The 20589-nt window shown below is 64.8% G+C and carries 13 protein-coding genes and 3 rRNA genes; 5 read left to right on the forward strand and 11 right to left on the reverse strand.

The window, feature by feature from the left end; all coding sequences use genetic code 11:
- Positions 1-9 precede the first annotated feature (9 nt).
- On the forward strand, positions 10-3687 hold the full coding sequence (locus ACRC20_RS14575) for a multifunctional oxoglutarate decarboxylase/oxoglutarate dehydrogenase thiamine pyrophosphate-binding subunit/dihydrolipoyllysine-residue succinyltransferase subunit (protein WP_438687426.1): 3678 nt from the start codon (positions 10-12) through the stop codon (positions 3685-3687).
- A 237-nt stretch (positions 3688-3924) separates the two neighbouring features.
- Here ACRC20_RS14575 and ACRC20_RS14580 read toward each other — a convergent pair whose 3' ends face one another.
- Both ACRC20_RS14580 and ACRC20_RS14585 read right to left on the reverse strand, forming a co-directional pair.
- Positions 3925-4581: a DJ-1/PfpI family protein gene (locus ACRC20_RS14580; RefSeq protein ID WP_438687111.1), complete on the reverse strand. Its 657-nt coding sequence runs from the start codon at positions 4579-4581 to the stop codon at positions 3925-3927.
- 521 nt (positions 4582-5102) lie between these two features.
- On the reverse strand, positions 5103-5753 hold the full coding sequence (locus ACRC20_RS14585) for a hypothetical protein (RefSeq protein WP_438687112.1): 651 nt from the start codon (positions 5751-5753) through the stop codon (positions 5103-5105).
- A gap of 79 nt (positions 5754-5832) precedes the next feature.
- Between ACRC20_RS14585 and ACRC20_RS14590 the strand changes: the two genes are divergently transcribed.
- Positions 5833-6603 (forward strand): maleylpyruvate isomerase N-terminal domain-containing protein, encoded by a 771-nt coding sequence (locus ACRC20_RS14590; protein WP_438687113.1) that lies wholly within the window; start codon positions 5833-5835, stop codon positions 6601-6603.
- A gap of 21 nt (positions 6604-6624) precedes the next feature.
- On the forward strand, positions 6625-7803 hold the full coding sequence (gene corA / locus ACRC20_RS14595) for a magnesium/cobalt transporter CorA (protein ID WP_438687114.1): 1179 nt from the start codon (positions 6625-6627) through the stop codon (positions 7801-7803).
- Between the two features lie 7 nt (positions 7804-7810).
- Here the strand turns inward: corA and nadC are convergent, their stop codons facing one another.
- Entirely contained in the window at positions 7811-8680 is an 870-nt protein-coding gene (gene nadC, locus ACRC20_RS14600; protein ID WP_438687115.1) for a carboxylating nicotinate-nucleotide diphosphorylase, read from the reverse strand.
- Positions 8677-9720, reverse strand: coding sequence for a quinolinate synthase NadA (nadA, locus tag ACRC20_RS14605; RefSeq protein ID WP_438687427.1), 1044 nt, complete (start codon positions 9718-9720; stop codon positions 8677-8679). Before nadA ends, nadC begins: the two co-directional genes overlap by 4 nt.
- A 105-nt stretch (positions 9721-9825) precedes the next feature.
- On the opposite strand from nadA, the gene ACRC20_RS14610 reads away from it, so the two are divergent.
- Complete coding sequence (locus ACRC20_RS14610; protein ID WP_438687116.1) at positions 9826-10524, forward strand: NUDIX hydrolase; 699 nt, start codon at positions 9826-9828, stop codon at positions 10522-10524.
- 488 nt (positions 10525-11012) lie between these two features.
- On the opposite strand, the gene bsaP is transcribed toward ACRC20_RS14610, so the two are convergent.
- From bsaP to ACRC20_RS14630, 4 genes are read right to left on the reverse strand one after another with little or no spacing between them, the layout of a single operon-like run.
- Positions 11013-11306, reverse strand: coding sequence for a biotin synthase auxiliary protein BsaP (bsaP, locus tag ACRC20_RS14615; RefSeq protein ID WP_438687117.1), 294 nt, complete (start codon positions 11304-11306; stop codon positions 11013-11015).
- The gene (gene bioB / locus ACRC20_RS14620; protein WP_438687118.1) at positions 11303-12367 is read right to left on the reverse strand and encodes a biotin synthase BioB; all 1065 of its coding nucleotides are present in this window, start codon (positions 12365-12367) and stop codon (positions 11303-11305) included. Before bioB ends, bsaP begins: the two co-directional genes overlap by 4 nt.
- A 37-nt stretch (positions 12368-12404) precedes the next feature.
- Positions 12405-13148: a dethiobiotin synthase gene (bioD, locus tag ACRC20_RS14625; RefSeq protein WP_438687119.1), complete on the reverse strand. Its 744-nt coding sequence runs from the start codon at positions 13146-13148 to the stop codon at positions 12405-12407.
- The gene (locus ACRC20_RS14630; protein ID WP_438687120.1) at positions 13136-14287 is read right to left on the reverse strand and encodes an 8-amino-7-oxononanoate synthase; all 1152 of its coding nucleotides are present in this window, start codon (positions 14285-14287) and stop codon (positions 13136-13138) included. The genes bioD and ACRC20_RS14630 overlap by 13 nt, the downstream gene beginning before the upstream one ends.
- A gap of 67 nt (positions 14288-14354) precedes the next feature.
- Here ACRC20_RS14630 and ACRC20_RS14635 point away from each other — a divergent pair, with 67 nt between their 5' ends.
- The gene (locus tag ACRC20_RS14635) at positions 14355-14912 is read left to right on the forward strand and encodes a pyridoxamine 5'-phosphate oxidase family protein (protein WP_438687121.1); all 558 of its coding nucleotides are present in this window, start codon (positions 14355-14357) and stop codon (positions 14910-14912) included.
- Between the two features lie 87 nt (positions 14913-14999).
- On the opposite strand, the gene rrf is transcribed toward ACRC20_RS14635, so the two are convergent.
- The 3 genes from rrf to ACRC20_RS14650 form a co-directional block, all read right to left on the reverse strand.
- Positions 15000-15116: ribosomal RNA gene (rrf, locus tag ACRC20_RS14640) — 5S ribosomal RNA — on the reverse strand.
- 95 nt (positions 15117-15211) lie between these two features.
- Positions 15212-18286, reverse strand: a 23S ribosomal RNA gene (locus ACRC20_RS14645).
- A 355-nt stretch (positions 18287-18641) separates the two neighbouring features.
- A 16S ribosomal RNA gene (locus ACRC20_RS14650) occupies positions 18642-20157 on the reverse strand.
- Together the 16S, 23S and 5S rRNA genes form the textbook arrangement of a ribosomal RNA operon.
- Positions 20158-20589: the final 432 nt, after the last annotated feature.

Raw genomic sequence — 20589 nt, forward strand, 5'->3', positions numbered from 1 at the left:
GTGGAAGAGATGTACCACCGGTTCAAGGAGAACCCGAACTCGGTGGACCCGAGTTGGCACGAATTCCTGACGGACTACCACTCCACGCTGGAGTCGATCGCGGGCTCCGGCGACAACGGCAGCCGCGCCAGGGCCGCCGCCGAGACCGCTCCTCCCCCGCCTGTGCAGGCCGAGCCGCCCGCGAACGGCAATGGCGCGCAGGCGCCCGCCCCGCAGCAGAGCGCGCCCGCCCCTGCCCCCGCCGCCCCCAAGCTTCCTGTTCCTCCGGCGCCGCAGGCGTCCGCCCCGGCGGCTCAGGCCGCCGCGCCGTCCGCTCCCGCGAGCGACGAGTCCGTCCCCCTCAAGGGCATCGCAGCGGCGGTCGCGAAGAACATGACCGCCTCGCTCGGCGTGCCCACCGCCACCAGCGTGCGGGCCATCCCGGCCAAGGCGATGATCGACAACCGCATCGTCATCAACAACCACATGAACCGCACCCGGGGCGGCAAGATCTCCTTCACCCACCTCATCGGCTACGCCGTGGTGCAGGCGGTGAAGAAGTTCCCTGGGATGAACCGGCACTTCGCCGAGGCGGACGGCAAACCGCAGCTGGTCACCCCCGCGCACATCAACCTCGGCATCGCCATCGACACCGTCGGCAAAGACGGCAAGCGGACCCTGGTGGTCCCGGCGATCAAGCACTGCGAGGAGTTCGGCTTCGGCCAGTTCATCGCCGCGTACGAGGACGTGGTGCGCCGAGGCCGCGAGGGCAAGCTCGGCACCGAGGACTACGCGGGCGTCACCATCTCGCTGACCAACCCCGGCACCATCGGCACCGTCCACTCCGTGCCCCGGCTCATGGCGGGCCAAGGCGCCATCATCGGCGTCGGGGCCATGGAGTACCCGGCCGAGTTCCAGGGCGCGAGCGAGGAGCGCATCTCCGACCTCGGAGTCGGCAAGCTCATCACCCTCACCTCGACCTACGACCACCGGATCATCCAGGGCGCCGAGTCCGGCGACTTCCTGCGCACGGTCCACCAGCTGCTCATCTCGGACGAGTTCTACGACGAGCTGTACGCCGCGCTGCGCATCCCCTACGAGCCGATCCGTTGGCGCTCGGACATCGTCGAGCACGGCGTGGACAAGTCCACCAGGGTCCTCGAGATCATCTCCGCGTACCGCTCGCGCGGGCACCTCATGGCCGACACCGACCCGCTGCTCTTCAACCAGCAGCGCCGCACCGGCCACCCCGACCTCGACGTCCTCAACCACAACCTGACCCTGTGGGACCTCGACCGCGTCTTCAACGTCGGCGGCTTCCAGGGCAAGGAGCGGATGAAGCTGCGCGACGTGCTCGCGGTGCTCCGCGACTCGTACTGCCGCCACGTCGGCGTGGAGTACTCCCACATCCTCGAGCCCGAGCAGCGCGAATGGCTCCAGGAGCAGGTGGAGGTCCGCCACCAGAAGCCGAGCGTCAACCTGCAGAAGTACATCCTCTCCAAGCTCAACGCGGCTGAGTCCTTCGAAAACTTCCTGCACACCAAGTACATCGGGCAGAAGCGCTTCTCGCTCGAAGGCGCCGAGACGGTGATCCCGATGATGGACGCCATCATCGACCGCGCCGCCGAGCACGCCCTCGACGAAGTGGTCATCGGCATGCCCCACCGGGGCAGGCTCAACGTGCTGGCCAACATCGTCGGCAAGCCGTACAAGCTGATCTTCAACGAGTTCGAGGGCAACCTCGACCCGAGCCTGTACCACGGCTCCGGCGACGTGAAGTACCACCTCGGGGCCGAGGGCACCTATTTCCAGATGTTCGGCGAGAACGAGATCAAGGTCTCCCTCACCGCCAACCCCAGCCACCTCGAAGCCGTGGACCCGGTGCTCGCGGGCATCGTCCGGGGCAAGCAGGAGCAGGTCGAGGGCGGCGGCGAGCGGTTCCCCATCATGGCCCTCGCCCTGCACGGCGACGGCGCGTTCGCCGGCCAGGGCGTGGTCGCCGAGACCCTCAACATGTCCGCGCTCACCGGCTACAACATCGGCGGCACCGTCCACATCGTGGTGAACAACCAGATCGCCTTCACCACCTCGCCGGACGAGGGCCGCTCCAGCGTGTACTGCACCGACGTCGCCAAGACGATCGGCGCGCCGGTCTTCCACGTGAACGGGGACGACCCCGAGGCCGCCGCCTGGGTCGCCCAGCTCGCCGTGGACTACCGCGAGCGGTTCCACCGGGACGTCGTGATCGACCTCGTCTGCTACCGCCAACGCGGCCACAACGAGGGCGACGACCCCTCGATGACGCAGCCGACGATGTACGACGTGATCGAGAACAAGCGCTCGGTCCGCAAGAGCTACACCGAAGCCCTGATCGGCCGAGGCGACATCACCATCAAAGAGGCCGACGACGCCCTGCGCGACTACCAGGGCCAGCTGGAGCGGGTGTTCAACGAGGTCAAAGAGCTCGAACGGATCCCGCCAGCCCCGAGCCACTCGGTGGAGGCCGACCAGCAGCTGCCGCTCTCCCTGGTCACCGCCGTGTCGAAGACGGTGCTCGAACAGGTCGGCGACGCGTTCGTGGACGTCCCCGAGGGCTTCACCCCGCACCCGAAGGTGTTCCCGGTCAACCAGCGCAGGCACGACATGTCCCGCGCCGGGAACGTCGACTGGGCGACCGCCGAGCTCTTCGCCTTCGGCTCGCTCCTCCTCGAAGGGCACGGCGTGCGCCTGTCCGGCCAGGACTGCCGCCGGGGCACGTTCAGCCAGCGCCACGCGCTGCTCATCGACCGGCACAACGGCGACGTGTTCAGCCCGCTCGCCCAGCTCGCCGCGAAAGCCGGGAGCGCGGCCCAGTTCGAGGTGTTCGACTCGCCGCTGTCCGAGTACGCGGTCATGGGCTTCGAGTACGGCTACTCGCTCGCCAACCCGACCACGCTCACGCTGTGGGAGGCCCAGTTCGGCGACTTCGCCAACGGAGCCCAGTCCATCATCGACGAGTACATCTCCTCCGGCGAGGCGAAATGGGGGCAGCGCTCCGACGTGGTGCTCCTGCTCCCCCACGGCCAGGAGGGCCAAGGCCCCGACCACAGCTCGGGCCGGATCGAGCGCTACCTGTCGCTGTGCGCGGAGAGCTCGATGACCGTGGCGCACCCGTCCACCCCGGCGAGCTACTTCCACCTGCTCCGGCGGCACGCCCTCGACGGCATCCACCGGCCGCTCATCGTCTTCACGCCGAAGTCGATGCTGCGCAACAAGCACGCCGTGAGCAGCGTCGAGGACTTCACCGAGGGCAAGTTCCTCTCCGTGCTCGACGACCCGACGACCGCGACGGAAGCGGCGGCGGAGAAGGTGCGCACGGTGATCCTCACCAGCGGCAAGCTCTACTGGCAGCTGGCCGAGCGCAAGGCCGCGGATCACCGCGAGGACATCGCGATCGTCCGGATCGAGCAGCTCTACCCGGAGCCGTTCAAGCGTCTGCGGGCGGCCTTGGAGCGCTACCCGAACGCCAAGGACTTCCGCTGGGCGCAGGAAGAGCCCGCGAACCAGGGCCCGTGGCCGCATCTCGGCCTCGCGCTGCCGGAGCTCTTGCCGGACCTGCTGCCGAAGCTCACCCGTGTCTCGCGGCGCGCGATGAGCGCCCCGTCCTCGGGCTCGGCGAAGGTGCACGAGGTGGAGCAGCAGGAGCTGCTCCGCCAGGCCTTCGCCTGACCAGCTCCCCTCAAACTCGACACGGTTGGCTCCGCCAGCCGTGTCGGGGGGCGGGCGCCTGCCCGTCAGCCTCCCTGCTCATCGCGGGCCTGATCGTTTGCGGCTGCGATTCTGGCGGCCGCGTCCTCTGCTGACTGATCCGTCCCGAGGCTGGTTTCTTAAATTGTTTTGCGAGGGCAGAGGAGCCGGGTTGCTCGTGGTCTTGTGGTGCGCTGGCCGATAGCCCCTGTTCGGCGTTTATCTCCGCGTGTCGAACGCAGCGGCAACATCCGCGACGAATTCGGCGCTGGCCGCGCGTGTTCGAGCCGTGATCGATGGCGGCGCGCTCTCCGGAGTCCCCGCGTTGAACGGCGGATTCGGCGCGTACTCTATGACCAATTGCGTCTGCTCGGCATGCGTCCGGTCGCGCATGACCGAGACGAGGGCCAGCGCGAAATCCAGCCCCGACGTCACGCCGCCCCCGGTGGCGCGGTTGCCGTCGATCACCACGCGCGAGTTCACCGGAATCGCCCCGGCTTTCGCTAGCAAGTGCCGAACGGACCAGTGGCTGGTGGCCGAGTATCCCTCCAGCAGGCCCGCCATGCCGAGAACCATGGAGCCTGTGCACACACTCGTCACCCAAGAGGCGCGAGAACCAAGATCGGCCACGAAGCCGACCAAATGCTCGTCGCGCATCGCCGCAACGACGGGGTCCCTCGCGCCGGGGATGAACAGGACGTCCACATCGCGGGGACAGTCCTCCATGGTTGTGGTCGGCGTGATGACCAGTCCCGTGTCGCTGACGACCGGCTCTGCCGTGGCCGCGACATGATGCACCTGCGCGCCCTCCAAATACGAGAAGACGAGCTGCGGAGCGACAAAATCCAACGCGGTGAACCCCGGGTACATCAGCATCGCGATCACCTCGCCCTCGCTTTTGGGACTCGGCTGTGGAATTTTCGGCGCCGCTCCCGCGACAGGGCCGCGCGAAAACGCCGCCGCGCCAACAGTCGCCGCAGTCGCGGCCAAAAACTCTCGACGACCACTCAATGCTTTGCTCCTCGCTAAACTCTGCCCAGATCAGCACGCCTGAAGTATCTGAAGTGTACGGGTGGCCCGGACTGAATACGCCGACTCGAACCAGATCATGAGCAGCCCGTCCCCGTAGAACAGCTAGGCAGCGCGTCTCTGAGACAACCCCAAACCAGTACAAGAATGCCGTGCGGCGAGCGCAACCGAGCTCAAGGCGTTGAAAGCGCGGTCGTGGTGGTTGCAGCACATAGTTGGGAACTCGAGGATACAAGTGATCGTGGAGACGGCCAGCTCACAAAAGTTTCGAGGCAAGAGTCCATGCTGCTGCCCCGCTACAGCTGGTCTTCCAGCTTCTCCCGGTCGGTCTTGTTCCTGTGCTCGTCCGACTCCAACAAGACACCCCGCTAGAGCTGGTCTTCCAACTTCTCCCGGTCGGTCTTGTTGAAGTTGTGCGCCACCAGCCAGCGGGCCGTAATCGCGTCGATGTCCCCGCCGCGCCGCACGGCCTGGACGAGCGCGGCGAGCTCGGCGGCGTTGAGCTGGTCCGCCAGAACGCCCAACCCCTTGCTGTGCTTGTAGGTGAGCGAGCCGATCCGGTAGACCGCGATGCTCCCGTTCGGGGTGATATCGCTGATGTCGAGCCCTTCGGGCAGTTGGCCCGCGAGCTGCCCGGAGAGGCCGAAAACGTTCTTCTCCGGGCGCAGGCGCGGGTTGAGCGCGCCGAGCAAGCCCGGCGCGTCTTCCGCTGTCACCGCCCAGTCCCCCGCGTCGACGGCGGCGAGGCGCTCCTGCCAAGTGGCTTTGCCCGAGGCTGCGAGGACTGCGGGCACCGCTGCCGAGTTGAGCGTGCCCACATAGAGCCTGGCGAGGATCTGCGACGCGATTTCCGTCCCGCCGCCGACCACCACGCGCGGCGCGGGCTGGCGCACATCGATCCACAGGATCGCCGCGCCAACGAGCGAGCAGGCCACGAGCACCCGCTGGGGCCAATGCAGCGCGGCCCGCGCGGACAGCGCGGCGGCCCGCAGCCGCGCCGCGATCACGGTCGTGTTCATATTCGAACAGCATAACCCCAGTCCTGACCGTTCAGTGCTAGTTTGGACGGTGGCCATGACATATCGTAAGGAGCTCGCTATGACTTCAACAGCGCCTCTGATCAGCGCAGAGCAGTCGCTTCGCCTCCTTGCCGAACAAGGGGGGCTGCTCGCGGCGACGCCTGAGTCCGCGCTGGGCGAGCCGGTTCCCGCCGTGCCTGGCTGGACGGCCGAGGACGTGGTGCGCCACACCGCCAAAGTGCACCGGTGGGCCGCGTTGGTGCTGCGGTCGGGGCCGCAGGCGGATCTCGGCGGGCTCGTGCAGGCGGTCGCCTCCTCGCCGAAAGGCCCAGCTGCGATCGCCGACTACCGCACGAGCCTCGACCAGCTGCTCGCGGAGTTCGGCCGCCACGATTTCGCCGAAGCCGCCGCCACATTCGTCGGCCCGGGCGACGTGGGCTGGTGGGCCCGCCGTCAAGCCCATGAGGTGCTCGTCCATCGCCACGACGCACAATCCGCGTCCGTGCCGAATCCGGACCTGGTGGAGCCGCTCGTCGCCGCCGACGGCGTCGACGAATGGGCAGTGGTCTTCGTCCCCCGCGTCGCGATCCGGGATAAAAAACCCGTCCCCGACCTGCTCTCCGGCAAACGGGTCGCCATCGAGGCGACCGACGTGCCAGGGGCGCGCTGGGTCGTCCGCACGGACGGCAACCTCGTCGGAGAGCGCTCCGACGGGCCTGCGGACGCGGCGGTGGCCCTGCCCGCATGGGAGCTGCTGCTGACCGTGTGGCGGCGAAAACCCCTCGAAGCGGCCGCTGTGACCGGCGACAGCCTGGTCGCCCGAGGCCTCTACGATCACATCCGAATCTAGAACAGACATTCAGGAGGGGCTATGCCCGCATTACCGCCAAAGGGAGCCTCTCGCTTGCGCGGCACACCGGAGTCCCAGCCCTCTGCGCTCGCGACCCCGCTTTCCGTCCTGGGGTTCTCCTCTGCCGCGCAGACCGCTGCGGCGAAAAAACCCGCGCCGAGGGTCGCCAAGCCCGTCGTGGACTGCGCCGTGTATGTCGACGGAGTACGCCAGCCCGGCAGGCCCTCGCCCGCCGAGGCGATCACGCAGGTCCGCGAGGCGCAGCCGCAGAGCTGCGACGAGAGGCCCCTGTCGCGGTTCGTCTGGGTCGGCCTCTTCGAGCCGGACGAGGAGCAGATGCGGGCGGTCGGCGCCGTCTTCGGCCTGCACGAGCTCATGATGGAGGACGCGGTCCACGCCCATCAACGCCCGAAGCTGGAGCAGTACGACGACATGTTCGAGCTCGTGCTCAAGACGGTGAAATACGTCGCGCACGAGTCCATCTCACAGGCGAAAGAGATCGTGGAGTCCGGCGAGATCATCCTCTTCGTCGGCCGCGACTTCATCGTGACCGTCCGCCACGGCGGGCATGGCGAGCTCGCGGGCGTGCGCAAGCATTTGGAGGAGCAGTCCGCGAAACTCGCCATCGGCCCGCTCGTGGTCATGCACAGCATCGCCGACCACATCGTGGACGGGTACATGCAAGTCACCGAAGCCGTCGAGCTCGACATCGACGCCATGGAAGAGTCGATCTTCACCCCAGGCGCAGGGACCGAGATCGAGCTCATCTACCTGCTCAAGCGCGAGGTCATGGAGATGAAACGGGCGGTGAACCCGCTCTCCTTGGCGCTCAGCCGCCTGGCCCATCCCGATCCGACGCTCACCATCGCGGTCCCGAAAGAAGTCCGCCGCTACTTCCGCGACGTCCTCGACCACCACACGGTCGTCGCGGAGCAGGTGTCGAGCTTCGACGAGGTGCTCAGCTCGCTCGTCCAGGCCGCCCTCGGCAAGATCAGCGTCCAGCAGAACACCGACATGCGCCAGATCACCGCGTGGGCGGCGATTTTCGCCGTCTCGACGCTAGTCGCGGGCATCTACGGGATGAACTTCGACAACATGCCGGAGCTGCACTGGCACTACGGGTATTTCATCGCCCTCGGGGTCATGGCGGGGATCAGCTTGAGCCTCTTCATCGGATTCCGCCGCAGCAAGTGGCTCTGACCAGCCGTTACGCCAGGTCGAGGCCCAGGTCCAGCGCCTGCGTCGAATGGGTGAGCGCGCCGACGGCGAGGTAGTCCACCCCGGTCTCGGCGTAGGCCCGCGCGGTGGCGAGCGTGAGCCCGCCGGAGGATTCGAGCAGCGTGCTCGGGGAGCGCTCGTCGCGCAGCGCCACCGCCTTCGCCGTGGTCTCGACGTCGAAATTGTCGAGGAGGACGAGTTCTGCGCCCTCGGCCAGGATCTCCTCGAGCTGGGCGAGCGTGTCGACTTCGACCTCCACCGCGAGCTGCGGGGCGAAGGCCCGCACCCGGCGCAGCGCCTCGGCCGCCGAGCCCGCCGCCGCGACATGGTTGTCTTTGATCAACGCCGCGTCGCCGAGGCCCATGCGGTGGTTCGCCCCGCCGCCGCAGACCACGGCGTGCTTCTGCAACAGGCGCAGGCCCGGCAACGTCTTGCGGGTGTCGCGCACTGTCGCCCTCGTGCCCGCGAGCTGGTCGGCCCAGCGCGCTGTGGCGGTGGCGATCCCCGACAAGTGGCACAGCAGGTTCAAGAGCGTCCGCTCCGCCGTGAGCAGTCCGCGCAGCGGCGCGGTCACCGAGAGCGCCACGCCCCCTGGGACGACCCGGTCGCCGTCCGCCTTCGCCGCGCGCAGGGTGTATCCGCCCGCGCCGAGCACCTCGTCCAAGACGAGGACGGCCGCCTGGACCCCGGCGAGCACGCCGGGCTCGCGCGCGACCACCTCGGCCGTGCCGACCTGCGCCGCGTCCACGGTCGCGAGCGTCGTCGCGTCCGGGCCGTAGGCGAGGTCTTCGGCGAGCGCGGTCCGCACCACAGCGAGGGCGGACTCCCGCTGCGCCGCGGTGAACGACAGGCCCGTCATTCGCCCGAACCGGGGTTGCCGATCTCGATCATCCGCCTGACGCTCGCCCGAGCCCTCGTTGCGATGTCGGGGTCCACGAGCACTTCGTCAAGGCCGTCGGCAAGGCAGCGGATGAGCGCCGCCGGGGTGATCCGTTTCATGTACTGGCAGCTGGCCCGCTCGTTCACCGGCTGGAAGTCCACACCGGGGGCGGCATTGCGCAGCTGGTGGAGCATCCCGATCTCCGTCGCCACCAGCACCGAGCGGGCTTTGGTGGCCCGCGCCGCGTCGAGCATGCCGCCGGTGGAGAGGATCTTGACCCGCTCCTTCGGCACCGCGCCTTCTCCGGCGAGATAGAGCGCGGAGGTCGCGCAGCCGCACTCGGGGTGGACGAAGAGCTCGGCCTCCGGGCTCCGCTGGGCCTGCGCGGCGAGCTCGTCGCCATTGATGCCCGCGTGCACGTGGCACTCCCCCGCCCACACGTGGAGGTTCGCGCGGCCCGTCTCACGGCGCACATGCGCGCCGAGGAACTGGTCCGGCAGGAACAGGACGGTCCGGTCCTCGGGGATGGAGGCCACGACTTCGACCGCGTTCGACGACGTGCAGCAGATATCGGTCAGCGCCTTGACCTCTGCGGTGGTGTTCACGTACGAGACGACGACCGCGTCCGGGTGCTCCTCCCGCCAGGCCCGCAGGTCGTCGGCGGTGATCGAGTCGGCGAGCGAGCAGCCCGCGCGCTCGTCCGGGATGAGGACGGTTTTCTCCGGGCTCAAGATCTTCGCCGTCTCGGCCATGAAGTGCACGCCGCCGAACACAATGACGCCCTCGGGCGCGGAAGCCGCGATCCGCGAGAGCGCGAGCGAGTCCCCGACGTGGTCGGCGATGTCCTGGATCTCCGGAAGCTGGTAGTTGTGCGCGAGGAGGACCGCGCCCCGCAGGGCGAGGAGCCTGCGCACCTCTTCGGCCCAATGCGCGTCGGGCGCGACGCCCGTGTAGCCGCCAGGGCTGTCGACGACCGCGGCCCTGAGCGGGGAGTCGATCTGTTCGAGCCGGGGGCTCAGCGTAGTGGTCACACATGCTCCTTCATACTTCGCGTCCACGTCCTGCTTCTTCGGAAGATCGCGGCGCCGTTGTCAGGCTCCGACTTTTCGACCTACAATCGAAAAGTGCGGAGATTCCATCATAGCACTCGACACGAGGCGCTGGTCACAGTCTTGCAATATCGGCACGGCGAAATGCATGTGCTGCTGTGGGAACGGGCCATCGAACCCGAGCAAGGCACCTGGTCCCTGCCCGGCGGAACGCTCGGCGACCAGGAGGACGTCGAGGCCAGCGCGCGCCGCCATCTCGCGGAGAAAGTCGACGTGCGCGAAGTCGCGCATATCGAGCAGCTCGGCGTGTTCTCCGCCCCAGGCCGAGTCCCTGGCGAACGGGTCGTCGCGACCGCGTTCCTCGGCCTCATCCCCACCACGGCCGATCCCGCCCTCCCCGAGGACACCGCCTGGTTCCGGGCCCGCGATCTCCCCGAGCTCAGCTTCGACCACGCGGACGTCGTTGCCGCCGCGCGCTCCAGGCTCGCCGCGAAGCTCTCCTACACGAACATCGCGTTCGCGCTCGCTCCCCCGGCGTTCGCCCTCTCGGCGCTGCGCCAGATCTACAGCGCGGCGCTAGACCGTCCGGTGGACGCCACCAACCTCGCCCGCGTACTCGGGCGCCGGGGCGTGCTCGTCCCCACCGGCCGCAGCGTCAAATCGGGCGGACGCCCTGCCGCCGAGCACTGTTTCGCCGACCGCGAGCTTCGGGTCACCGACGAGTTCGCGGTCCTCAAGCCGCAGGCCCCTCGTCCGCCCAGAGCCGAGAGCTGAGCCGAACGTCGGGGTGGCGGAGGCTGCGAGGAAAAGCGCGACGGCAGCGCCGAGCGCGCACGCCACCGCGACCGTGTGGGCCTCCGCGTCGGAAAGCCGGGCAGCGGCCTCGCCGACCGCGCCGGGCCCTTGTCCTGGTCCGGGGTACATCAACGACCGGACCGCGCCGCCGACTTCGACCGAGAGGAAGCCCCCGACGAACGAGCCCGCGAACACCGCCCCGATCAGCCACACGCCCCGGACCGGCCTGCTCATGGCCCAGACGACGAGCGCCGCGACCGCCCCTGCGACCAGCTCCACCCCCACCAGCAGGGCGAACGCCTCGAATAAATGCCGCACCTCGCCGGGCCCGGCGGGCACGACGTCGCCGCCGCGCACTCGTCTCGCCCCGACCGTCGGCGCGTACACCGCCCAGAGCAACCCCGCCACGACAACGACAACGATCTGGACGCCGAAACCCCGCCCCAAGAGCCACAGCGTCTTCGCGCTCATCCGGCGCTCTCTCCCAGCCTCTGCCGCAGCACAATCCGCTCCCACGCCTCGGAGTCGATCGTCCCGTGGCGGGAACACGTCGCGTCCCAACCGCGCGGATGCACCTGGACCACCATGCGCCTGCCGCACTGCCCGCAGAACCTCGGCGGCTCTCCGCCCGCTCGGGCGTTCGGGGAGAGCGCCGGAGCCTCGGCTTCGGACAACAGCGCCCCGGTGTAGACGCAATACTGCCTCGGCTCGGCGAGCGGGCCGAGGCCCGTTGCTTCCGTCGGGGTCACAGACGAGCTCATAGTGTCTGGTTGAGCGCTTTGATCGGCATCTTCAAGTTCTCAAGCATGTCGAGGTCGTCGTCCACCGGCCTGCCGAGGTTCGTCAGGTAGTTCCCGACGATGATCGCGTTGATCCCGCCCAGCATGCCCTGCTCGGCCCCGAGGTCGCCCAGCGTGAGCTCCCGGCCGCCCGCGAAGCGCAGGATCGTCCTCGGCAGCGCCAGCCGGAACGCGGCGACCGCTTTGAGGGCCTCCTCCGCAGGCACGACGGGCAGGTCGGCGAACGGCGTGCCCGGCTGCGGGATCAAGAAGTTCAACGGCACCTCGTCCGGCTCCAGCTCGGCGAGCTGGGCGGCGAACTCGGCGCGCTGCGCGAGGGTCTCCCCCATGCCGAGCAGGCCGCCGCAGCAGACCTCCATGCCAGCCTCGCGCACCATGCTGAGCGTCTCCCAACGCTCCTCCCAGGTGTGCGTGGTGACAACCTTGTCGAAGAAGGAGCGCGACGTCTCGAGGTTGTGGTTGTAACGGTGCACGCCCATCTCCGCGAGCTCGTCCACCTGCTCTTGGGTGAGCATGCCGAGCGAACACGCGACATTGATCTCCACCTCGGAGCGGATGGCCTCGATCCCGGCCTTGACCTGGGACATAAGCCGCTTGTCTGGTCCGCGCACCGCAGCGACGATGCAGAACTCGGTCGCACCGGACTTCGCGGTGGCTTTCGCCGCCTCGACGAGGGAGGGGATGTTCAGCCACGCGGAGCGCACCGGGGAGGCGAACAAGCCCGACTGCGAGCAGAAATGGCAGTCTTCCGGGCAACCGCCGGTCTTGAGGCTGATGATGCTCTCGACCTCGACCTCGGGCCCGCACCAGCGCATCCGCACTTCGTGCGCGAGCTGCAGCAGGTCCCCAAGCCGCTCGTCGGGGAGCTGCAACGCATCGAGCACCTGCCCCTCGGACAGCCCGACGCCGCGTTCGAGCACTTGCTCGCGCCATTCGGCGAGAAGGGAGTCCGGACTCCGCTCCGCAGAGGACGTCGGCACAGTCCCATCCGAGTCCGTCGACCGTGTTGGTGCCTGCGTCATAGTGTGCGCTCCTTCAGCCCCCGGCGGGTATCTGTCTTCAGTAGAACGAGTTCTGTTCTTCAGCAGCCCTATTTTGCCATAGTTTTTGCCAGAGGTCGGCGAGCTCGCCCTTGTCGAACCACCCGAGGGCTTGGGATTGGAACTCTTCGGGGCGCAGCCCGCCCGCTCCCTCCGGGATTTTTCCCAGCACTCGCGCCCCGGTGTGCTCGTAGAAAGCTTCGAGATTCGTGCGGTGCGCGAGCTGCGGACGCGCGGGCCAGCTGCCGACGACCAGCCCAGCGACCTCGACTCCAGCGGCACGGATAGCGTTCACGGTGAGCTCGGCGTGGTTGAGCGCCCCGAGCTCCGCGCCCGTCACCACGAGCATCGGCGCGCGCAAACGCGCGGCGAGGTCGACCAGGGTCGCCTTCTGCGCGGCGAGGCGCACCAGCACGCCGCCCGCTCCCTCGACGAGGACCAGCCTGTTCCGGGCCGATCCGTCGTCGGCGAGCCGCTCGATCTCGTCCGCGAGCTCGCCGGTGGACCAGAGCCTTGCGCCGCTTCGCCGAGCCGCGATCAGCGGGGAGAGCGGCTCGGGGTAGCGGACGACCTCCACCGCCCGCGCGCCGGAGAGCCGGGCGGCCTCGTCCGCGTCGCCGGGCTCGCCCTCGCGCAGTCCCGTTTGCACCGGTTTGCAGATCCAGGGGTCCAGACCGGCTCGCGCCGCCGACGCGGCGAGCGCGGCCGTGACGACGGTCTTCCCCACGTCTGTCGAGGTCCCGGTGATCGCTACAGCAGGCACGCGCGTCTCGACTCGTGCAATGTCTCGGCGGCCCGGCGCACATCGGCGGACGTGTGGGTCGCCTTGACCGCGAAGCGCACCCGGCTCGTGCCCTCGGGCACCGAAGGCGGGCGGAAACAGCCGACCAGCACGCCGTGCTCCTTGCACGCCGCCGCGACCGCGACCGCGAGATTCGGGTCGCCGACGACCACCGAGAGGACGCTCGACAGCGGACGGTCCCGGAGCCCGAGCGCCTCGGCGAGCTCGCCCGCCCGGTCGAGCACTGTCCGCGCCAGAGCAGGCTCTGCGGCCAACACCGCCAGAGCGGCCGAGGCCGCTCCCATGCTCGCGGGGGCAGGCGCGGTGTCGAAAATAAAACTGCGCGCCGTGTTCAGCAGGTGCTCGCGCACCGCTCCGCTGGCGAGGACTGCCCCGCCCTGGCTGCCGAGCGACTTCGACAACGTCGCCGTCAGCACCACGTCGGGCTCGCCCGCCAGGCCGCAGTCATAGGCATGCCCCCGCCCGCCCGGGCCGACAACGCCGAGCGCGTGCGCCTCGTCCGCGACGAGCACGGCCCCGAACGCCCGGCACACCCCGTGCAGCTCCGCAAGCGGCGCGAGGCTCCCGTCGACGCTCGACACCGAGTCCACGACCACCAACGCCCGCGGCTCCGCGCGATCGGCCAGCGCCGCGCGCACCGCCTCCACAGAGTTCGACGGCGTGACCACCACCCGAGAGCGCGAGAGCCTGCAAGCGTCGATGAGGGAGGCGTGCACGCCCGCGTCCGAGACGACAAGCGCGTCAGGCCCGCCGAGCGCGGAGACCGCCGCGAGATTCGCGAGGTACCCGCTGGAGAAGACGAGCGCGGCCGCTGTGCCGACGAACGCCGCGAGCTGGCGCTCGAGCGCTTCGTGCAGCTCTGTGGTGCCGGTGACGAGGCGCGAGCCCGTCGAGCCCGCGCCGAACTCTCTCAGCGCCAGCACGGCGCCTTCGAGGACGCGAGGATCTTGGGCGAGGCCGAGATAGTCGTTGGACGCGAAGTCGAGAAGGTCCGGACGCGTCGGTTTGGGAGCCGGAGTTCGGCGCAGCCCCAGCTCCGCACGGCGCAGCGCGGCCGATTCGAGCCATGCCTCGAACGAGGCGCGCACAGCTTCAGGCATTGATCCAGTCTATTCCACAAGGCGAAATCGGTTGAACGCCAGATACCCGGCGAGGCACTATGGAGTCATGGGCAAGGTGTATGAGCAGATCGACGGCAAACTCGCGGCATGGCTCCTCGCGCAGCCAGTGTTCTTCGTCGGCACCGCACCGCTCGCCTCTAGCGGGATGGTGAACGTGTCGCCGAAAGGCATGCTCGGTTGTTTTGCCGTGCTCGACGAGCACCGTGTGGCATATCTGGATTACACCGGATCCGGCGCGGAGACCATCGCCCATCTGCGAGAGAACGGGCGCATCGTCATCATGTTCTGCGCCTTCGACGGCAAACCGGCCATTGTGCGGTTGCACGGCACAGGGCGGCACATCACAGTGGACGACGCGGAGTTCCAGACACTGCGCCCATGCTTCCCGAAACCGGAGACGGACGGGCAGCGCGCGATTATCGTCGTGGACGTGGCAAGGGTCTCGGACTCTTGCGGATGGTCGATCCCGCTCATGGACTATCGCGCCGATCGCGACATTCTCGACAAAGCCTTCGCCCGCAAGGAAGAAGAGGGCACGACCCGCGAATACTGGACGAATCGGAACGCCCACAGCATCGACGGCCTCCCCGCGTTGGAGCTGTGACGACCCAGAAAGCACACTGGGCCGATAAAACACACCGAGCCCAGAAAACACAAAAAGACCCGCCGAAGCGGGTCTTTTTGTGTATTTGTACGGCGATGTCCTACTCTCCCACACACTCCCGCATGCAGTACCATCGGCGCTGAAGAGCTTAGCTTCCGGGTTCGGAATGGGACCGGGCGTTTCCTCTTCGCTATTGTCACCGTAACTCTATGAGGTTATCTGGCCGAGCCTCCCAAGTCAAGGGAGTCTCAGGCGTGCTGCCTCAGAACCGCACAGTGGACGCATAATATCTTGTTAGATGTAGTAAGCCCTCGGCCTATTAGTACCGGTCACCTGCACGTATTACTACGCTTCCAGTTCCGGCCTATCAACCCGATGATCTGTCGGGGGCCTTACCCACTCTAGGTGGTGAGAAACCTCATCTTGAAACGAGCTTCCCGCTTAGATGCTTTCAGCGGTTATCCCTTCCGAACGTAGCTAATCAGCGGTGCTCTTGGCAGAACAACTGACACACCAGAGGTTCGTCCGTCCCGGTCCTCTCGTACTAGGGACAGCCTTTCTCAAGTTTCTAACGCGCGCGGCGGATAGAGACCGAACTGTCTCACGACGTTCTAAACCCAGCTCGCGTGCCGCTTTAATGGGCGAACAGCCCAACCCTTGGGAACTACTACGACCCCAGGATGCGACGAGCCGACATCGAGGTGCCAAACCATCCCGTCGATATGGACTCTTGGGGAAGATCAGCCTGTTATCCCCGGGGTACCTTTTATCCGTTGAGCGACACCGCTTCCACTTGCCGGTGCCGGATCACTAGTCCCGACTTTCGTCCCTGCTCGAGCTGTCACTCTCACAGTCAAGCTCCCTTGTGCACTTACACTCAACACCTGATTGCCAACCAGGCTGAGGGAACCTTTGGGCGCCTCCGTTACATTTTAGGAGGCAACCGCCCCAGTTAAACTACCCACCAGGCACTGTTCCTGAACCGGATTCACGGTCCGAGGTTAGATGTTCAATACGATCAGAGTGGTATTTCAACGTTGACTCCACAAGAACTGGCGTCCCTGCTTCAAAGTCTCCCACCTATCCTACACAAATCGAACCAAACACCAATACCAAGCTATAGTGAAGGTCCCGGGGTCTATTCGTCCTGCCGCGCGTAACGAGCATCTTTACTCGTAGTGCAATTTCGCCGAGTCCGTGGTTGAGACAGTAGAGAAGTCGTTACGCCATTCGTGCAGGTCGGAACTTACCCGACAAGGAATTTCGCTACCTTAGGATGGTTAGAGTTACCACCGCCGTTTACTGGGGCTTCAATTCTCAGCTTCGCCTTGCGGCTAACCGGTCCTATTAACCTTCCAGCACCGGGCAGGCGTCAGTCCGTATACATCGTCTTACGACTTCGCACGGACCTGTGTTTTTAGTAAACAGTCGCTTCTCCCTGGTCTCTGCGGCCACATCCAGCTCGCCAAGCAAGTTGGGTCACCAAACATGGCCCCCCTTCTCCCGAAGTTACGGGGGTATTTTGCCGAGTTCCTTAACCACGGTTATCTCGATCACCTTGGTATGCTCTACCTGACTACCTGTGTCGGTTTGGGGTACGGGCAACGTGAAACCTCGCTAGAGGCTTTTCTCGGCAGCATAGAATCACGGAATTCGCCTCATCGGCTATGCATCACCTCTCACCCTTGTGCGGTACGGATTTGCCTATACCACGGGCCACGGGCTTACACCAGTACTACCATTCACTGGATCCGCTATCTTCCTGCGTCACCCCATCGCTTGACTACTACCAGTTTGGGTTCTATGCCTCCACGCTTGTTCCCGAAGGAACGCACGCTTTGGGATAGTTAGCATCCCTGATTCATCATGGGCGGTTTCACGTCGGTACGGGAATATCTACCCGTTGTCCATCGACTACGCCTGTCGGCCTCGCCTTAGGTCCCGACTAACCCTGGGCGGATTAACCTGGCCCAGGAACCCTTAGTCATACGGTGGCAATGTTTCTCACATTGCTTTCGCTACTCATGCCTGCATTCTCACTCGAATAGCCTCCACCACTGGATTACTCCGCAGCTTCAAAGGCTATTCGACGCTCCCCTACCCATCCATACTTAAGTATGAATGCCGCGACTTCGGCGGTGTGCTTGAGCCCCGCTACATTGTCGGCGCGGAATCACTTGACCAGTGAGCTATTACGCACTCTTTGAAGGGTGGCTGCTTCCAAGCCAACCTCCTGGTTGTCTATGCGAATCCACATCCTTTTCCACTTAGCACACTCTTAGGGGCCTTAGTCGGCGATCTGGGCTGTTTCCCTCTCGACTAACGAACCTTATCGCCCGTAGTCTCACTGCCGCGCTCTAACTCACCGGCATTCGGAGTTTGGCTGATTTCGGTAAGCTTGTGGGCCCCCTAGACCATCCAGTAGCTCTACCTCCGGTGAGAAACACGCGACGCTGCACCTATATGCATTTCGGGGAGAACCAGCTATCACGGAGTTTGATTGGCCTTTCACCCCTACCCACAGGTCATCCCCTCCATTTTCAACTGAAGTGGGTTCGGGCCTCCACGAGGTCTTACCCTCGCTTCACCCTGCCCATGGGTAGATCACTCCGCTTCGGGTCTAGAACATGCGACTCAACGCCCTATTCGGACTCGCTTTCGCTACGGCTACCCCTCTCCGGGTTAACCTTGCCACATGCCGCTAACTCGCAGGCTCATTCTTCAAAAGGCACGCCATCACCTTGCGGCTCTGACGGATTGTAGGCACACGGTTTCAGGTCTATTTCACTCCCCTCTCGGGGTACTTTTCACCTTTCCCTCACGGTACTTGTCCGCTATCGGTGACCAAGGAGTATTTAGGCTTACCGGGTGGTCCCGGCAGATTCACAGCAGATTTCACGGGCCCGCTGCTACTTGGGTGCCTCACACAACAGACATAGAGTTTTCGTGTACGGGATTCTCACCCTCTGTGATGGAGCGTTCCAACTCTCTTCCACTAACACTATGTTTTCTGACTGTTGGCCATTGAGGTAACAATGACAAGTGAGGTCCCACAACCCCCTGCACGCAACGCTTACCTGCTATCACGCGTACAAGGTTTGGCCTGTTCCGATTTCGCTCGCCACTACTCTCGGAATCACGGTTGTTTTCTCTTCCTGTGGGTACTGAGATGTTTCACTTCCCCACGTTTCCTCCCTCTGCCCTATATATTCAGGCAGCGGTGACCACGACTTTCATCGTGGCCGGGTTTCCCCATTCGGAAATCCTCGAATCTTAGCTTGGTTGACAGCTCCTCGAGGCTTATCGCAGTCTCCTACGTCCTTCATCGGCTCTTGGTCCCAAGGCATCCACCGTATGCCCTTGCATACTTACTACAAAATTACACTTGTAATTACAAGATGCTCGCGTCCACTGTGCAGTTCTCAAACAACACGCCACACAATCACTAGCGGGATTTGGCTCCCTCGGCTTCCCTGTCCGGGAGGCCGGTGATTGTATGCCCTGAGAGTCGGCGCTCAAAAGCGCCTGCGTGTTCTCTCAGGACCCAACAGTGTGTCGATATAGTCGCCAGGAGGAATTCCCCAGGTACGAGGGGGTTTTCAACCTATCGGCGACGAAGTCAGCGTTCCATCCATGAGCTTCCGCCTCTTATACATTCGATAAGAGCGCGGTCTCTGCCTCTTTCCCGACCTGCCTTTGCAGAGGTACTCAAGGAGATGTGCTCCTTAGAAAGGAGGTGATCCAGCCGCACCTTCCGGTACGGCTACCTTGTTTCGACTTAGTCCCAATCGCCAATCCCACCTTCGACGGCTCCCTCCTAAAAGGTTGGGCCACCGGCTTCGGGTGTTACCGACTTTCGTGACTTGACGGGCGGTGTGTACAAGGCCCGGGAACGTATTCACCGCAGCGTTGCTGATCTGCGATTACTAGCGACTCCGACTTCATGGGGTCGAGTTGCAGACCCCAATCCGAACTGAGACGCGCTTTAAGGGATTCGCTCCACCTCGCGGTATCGCTGCCCTCTGTACGCGCCATTGTAGCATGTGTGAAGCCCTGGACATAAGGGGCATGATGACTTGACGTCGTCCCCACCTTCCTCCGAGTTGACCCCGGCAGTTTCCTGAGAGTCCCCGCCATTACGCGCTGGCAACACAGGACAAGGGTTGCGCTCGTTGCGGGACTTAACCCAACATCTCACGACACGAGCTGACGACAGCCATGCACCACCTGTGAACCGACCACAAGGGGGGCCGTATCTCTACGGCTTTCCAGTCCATGTCAAACCCAGGTAAGGTTCTTCGCGTTGCATCGAATTAATCCACATGCTCCGCCGCTTGTGCGGGCCCCCGTCAATTTCTTTGAGTTTTAGCCTTGCGGCCGTACTCCCCAGGCGGGGCGCTTAATGCGTTAGCTACGGCACGGATTTCATGGAAGGAAACCCACACCTAGCGCCCACCGTTTACAGCGTGGACTACCAGGGTATCTAATCCTGTTCGCTCCCCACGCTTTCGCTCCTCAGCGTCAGTTACTGCCCAGAGACCCGCCTTCGCCACCGGTGTTCCTCCTGATATCTGCGCATTCCACCGCTACACCAGGAATTCCAGTCTCCCCTGCAGTACTCTAGTCTGCCCGTATCGCCTGCAGACCCGTGGTTGAGCCACGGGCTTTCACAGGCGACGTGACAGTCCGCCTACGAGCTCTTTACGCCCAGTAATTCCGAACAACGCTCGCACCCTACGTATTACCGCGGCTGCTGGCACGTAGTTAGCCGGTGCTTCTTTTGCAGGTACCGTCACTTGCGCTTCGTCCCTGCTGAAAGCGGTTTACAACCCGAAGGCCGTCATCCCGCACGCGGCGTCGCTGCATCAGGCTTTCGCCCATTGTGCAATATTCCCCACTGCTGCCTCCCGTAGGAGTCTGGGCCGTGTCTCAGTCCCAGTGTGGCCGATCACCCTCTCAGGCCGGCTACCCGTCGTCGTCTTGGTAGGCCATTACCCCACCAACTAACTGATAGGCCGCGGGCTCATCCTGCACCGAAAAACTTTCCAATCTCCACCATGCGGTAGAGACTCATATCCGGTATTAGACCCAGTTTCCCGGGCTTATCCCAGAGTGCAGGGCAGATTGCCCACGTGTTACTCACCCGTTCGCCACTAATCCACCCCGAAGGGCTTCATCGTTCGACTTGCATGTGTTAGGCACGCCGCCAGCGTTCGTCCTGAGCCAGAATCAAACTCTCCGTGAAAGATTTAGCTCGACTGTCGTGCCGATAGAATCGGCAACTGTCGTCGAAAACTTTTTTCTGTTCTCACAGATCGCTAGCGTGAAACAAATGTTACTAGCTATAAAAAATTGACGTGAACCCACTCCCGAATTATAATTTCGAGAATGGCTTGTCACTACACACATGAACCTCTATTACTAGAGACTTATGTATGCGTACCAAATATTTGGCACTGACATTCGTCGACACACTGTTGAGTTCTCAAAGAACACGCGCCGCCCTTGCTTCTAATCTCAGTGAGATTGTCGCGAAGGCAACTTGTCCAGCTTACACCATCTGGTTGAGCTTGTCAACCCGCTCCGTAATCTTGCGTTTTTGGCCTGTTTAGATCTTAGTCGATCTGTTCAGATCCGGTTCGCTTGATCCGGGGCCCAAGTCGGTGTCCGCTTGGTT

Origin of the sequence: Segniliparus sp. (genome assembly GCF_051660745.1) — a bacterium.
In the GTDB taxonomy this organism is placed as follows: domain Bacteria; phylum Actinomycetota; class Actinomycetes; order Mycobacteriales; family Mycobacteriaceae; genus Segniliparus.

Coding starts and splice junctions, on each gene's coding strand:
- ACRC20_RS14635 (WP_438687121.1), top strand. CDS start 14,355: ATGGGCAAGGTGTATGAGCAGATCGACGGCAAACTCGCGGCATGGCTC.
- bioB (WP_438687118.1), bottom strand. CDS start 12,367: ATGACGCAGGCACCAACACGGTCGACGGACTCGGATGGGACTGTGCCG.
- bsaP (WP_438687117.1), bottom strand. CDS start 11,306: ATGAGCTCGTCTGTGACCCCGACGGAAGCAACGGGCCTCGGCCCGCTC.
- ACRC20_RS14630 (WP_438687120.1), bottom strand. CDS start 14,287: ATGCCTGAAGCTGTGCGCGCCTCGTTCGAGGCATGGCTCGAATCGGCC.
- ACRC20_RS14580 (WP_438687111.1), bottom strand. CDS start 4,581: ATGCTGATGTACCCGGGGTTCACCGCGTTGGATTTTGTCGCTCCGCAG.
- ACRC20_RS14575 (WP_438687426.1), top strand. CDS start 10: ATGTACCACCGGTTCAAGGAGAACCCGAACTCGGTGGACCCGAGTTGG.
- ACRC20_RS14590 (WP_438687113.1), top strand. CDS start 5,833: ATGACTTCAACAGCGCCTCTGATCAGCGCAGAGCAGTCGCTTCGCCTC.
- ACRC20_RS14585 (WP_438687112.1), bottom strand. CDS start 5,753: ATGAACACGACCGTGATCGCGGCGCGGCTGCGGGCCGCCGCGCTGTCC.
- nadC (WP_438687115.1), bottom strand. CDS start 8,680: ATGACGGGCCTGTCGTTCACCGCGGCGCAGCGGGAGTCCGCCCTCGCT.
- corA (WP_438687114.1), top strand. CDS start 6,625: ATGCCCGCATTACCGCCAAAGGGAGCCTCTCGCTTGCGCGGCACACCG.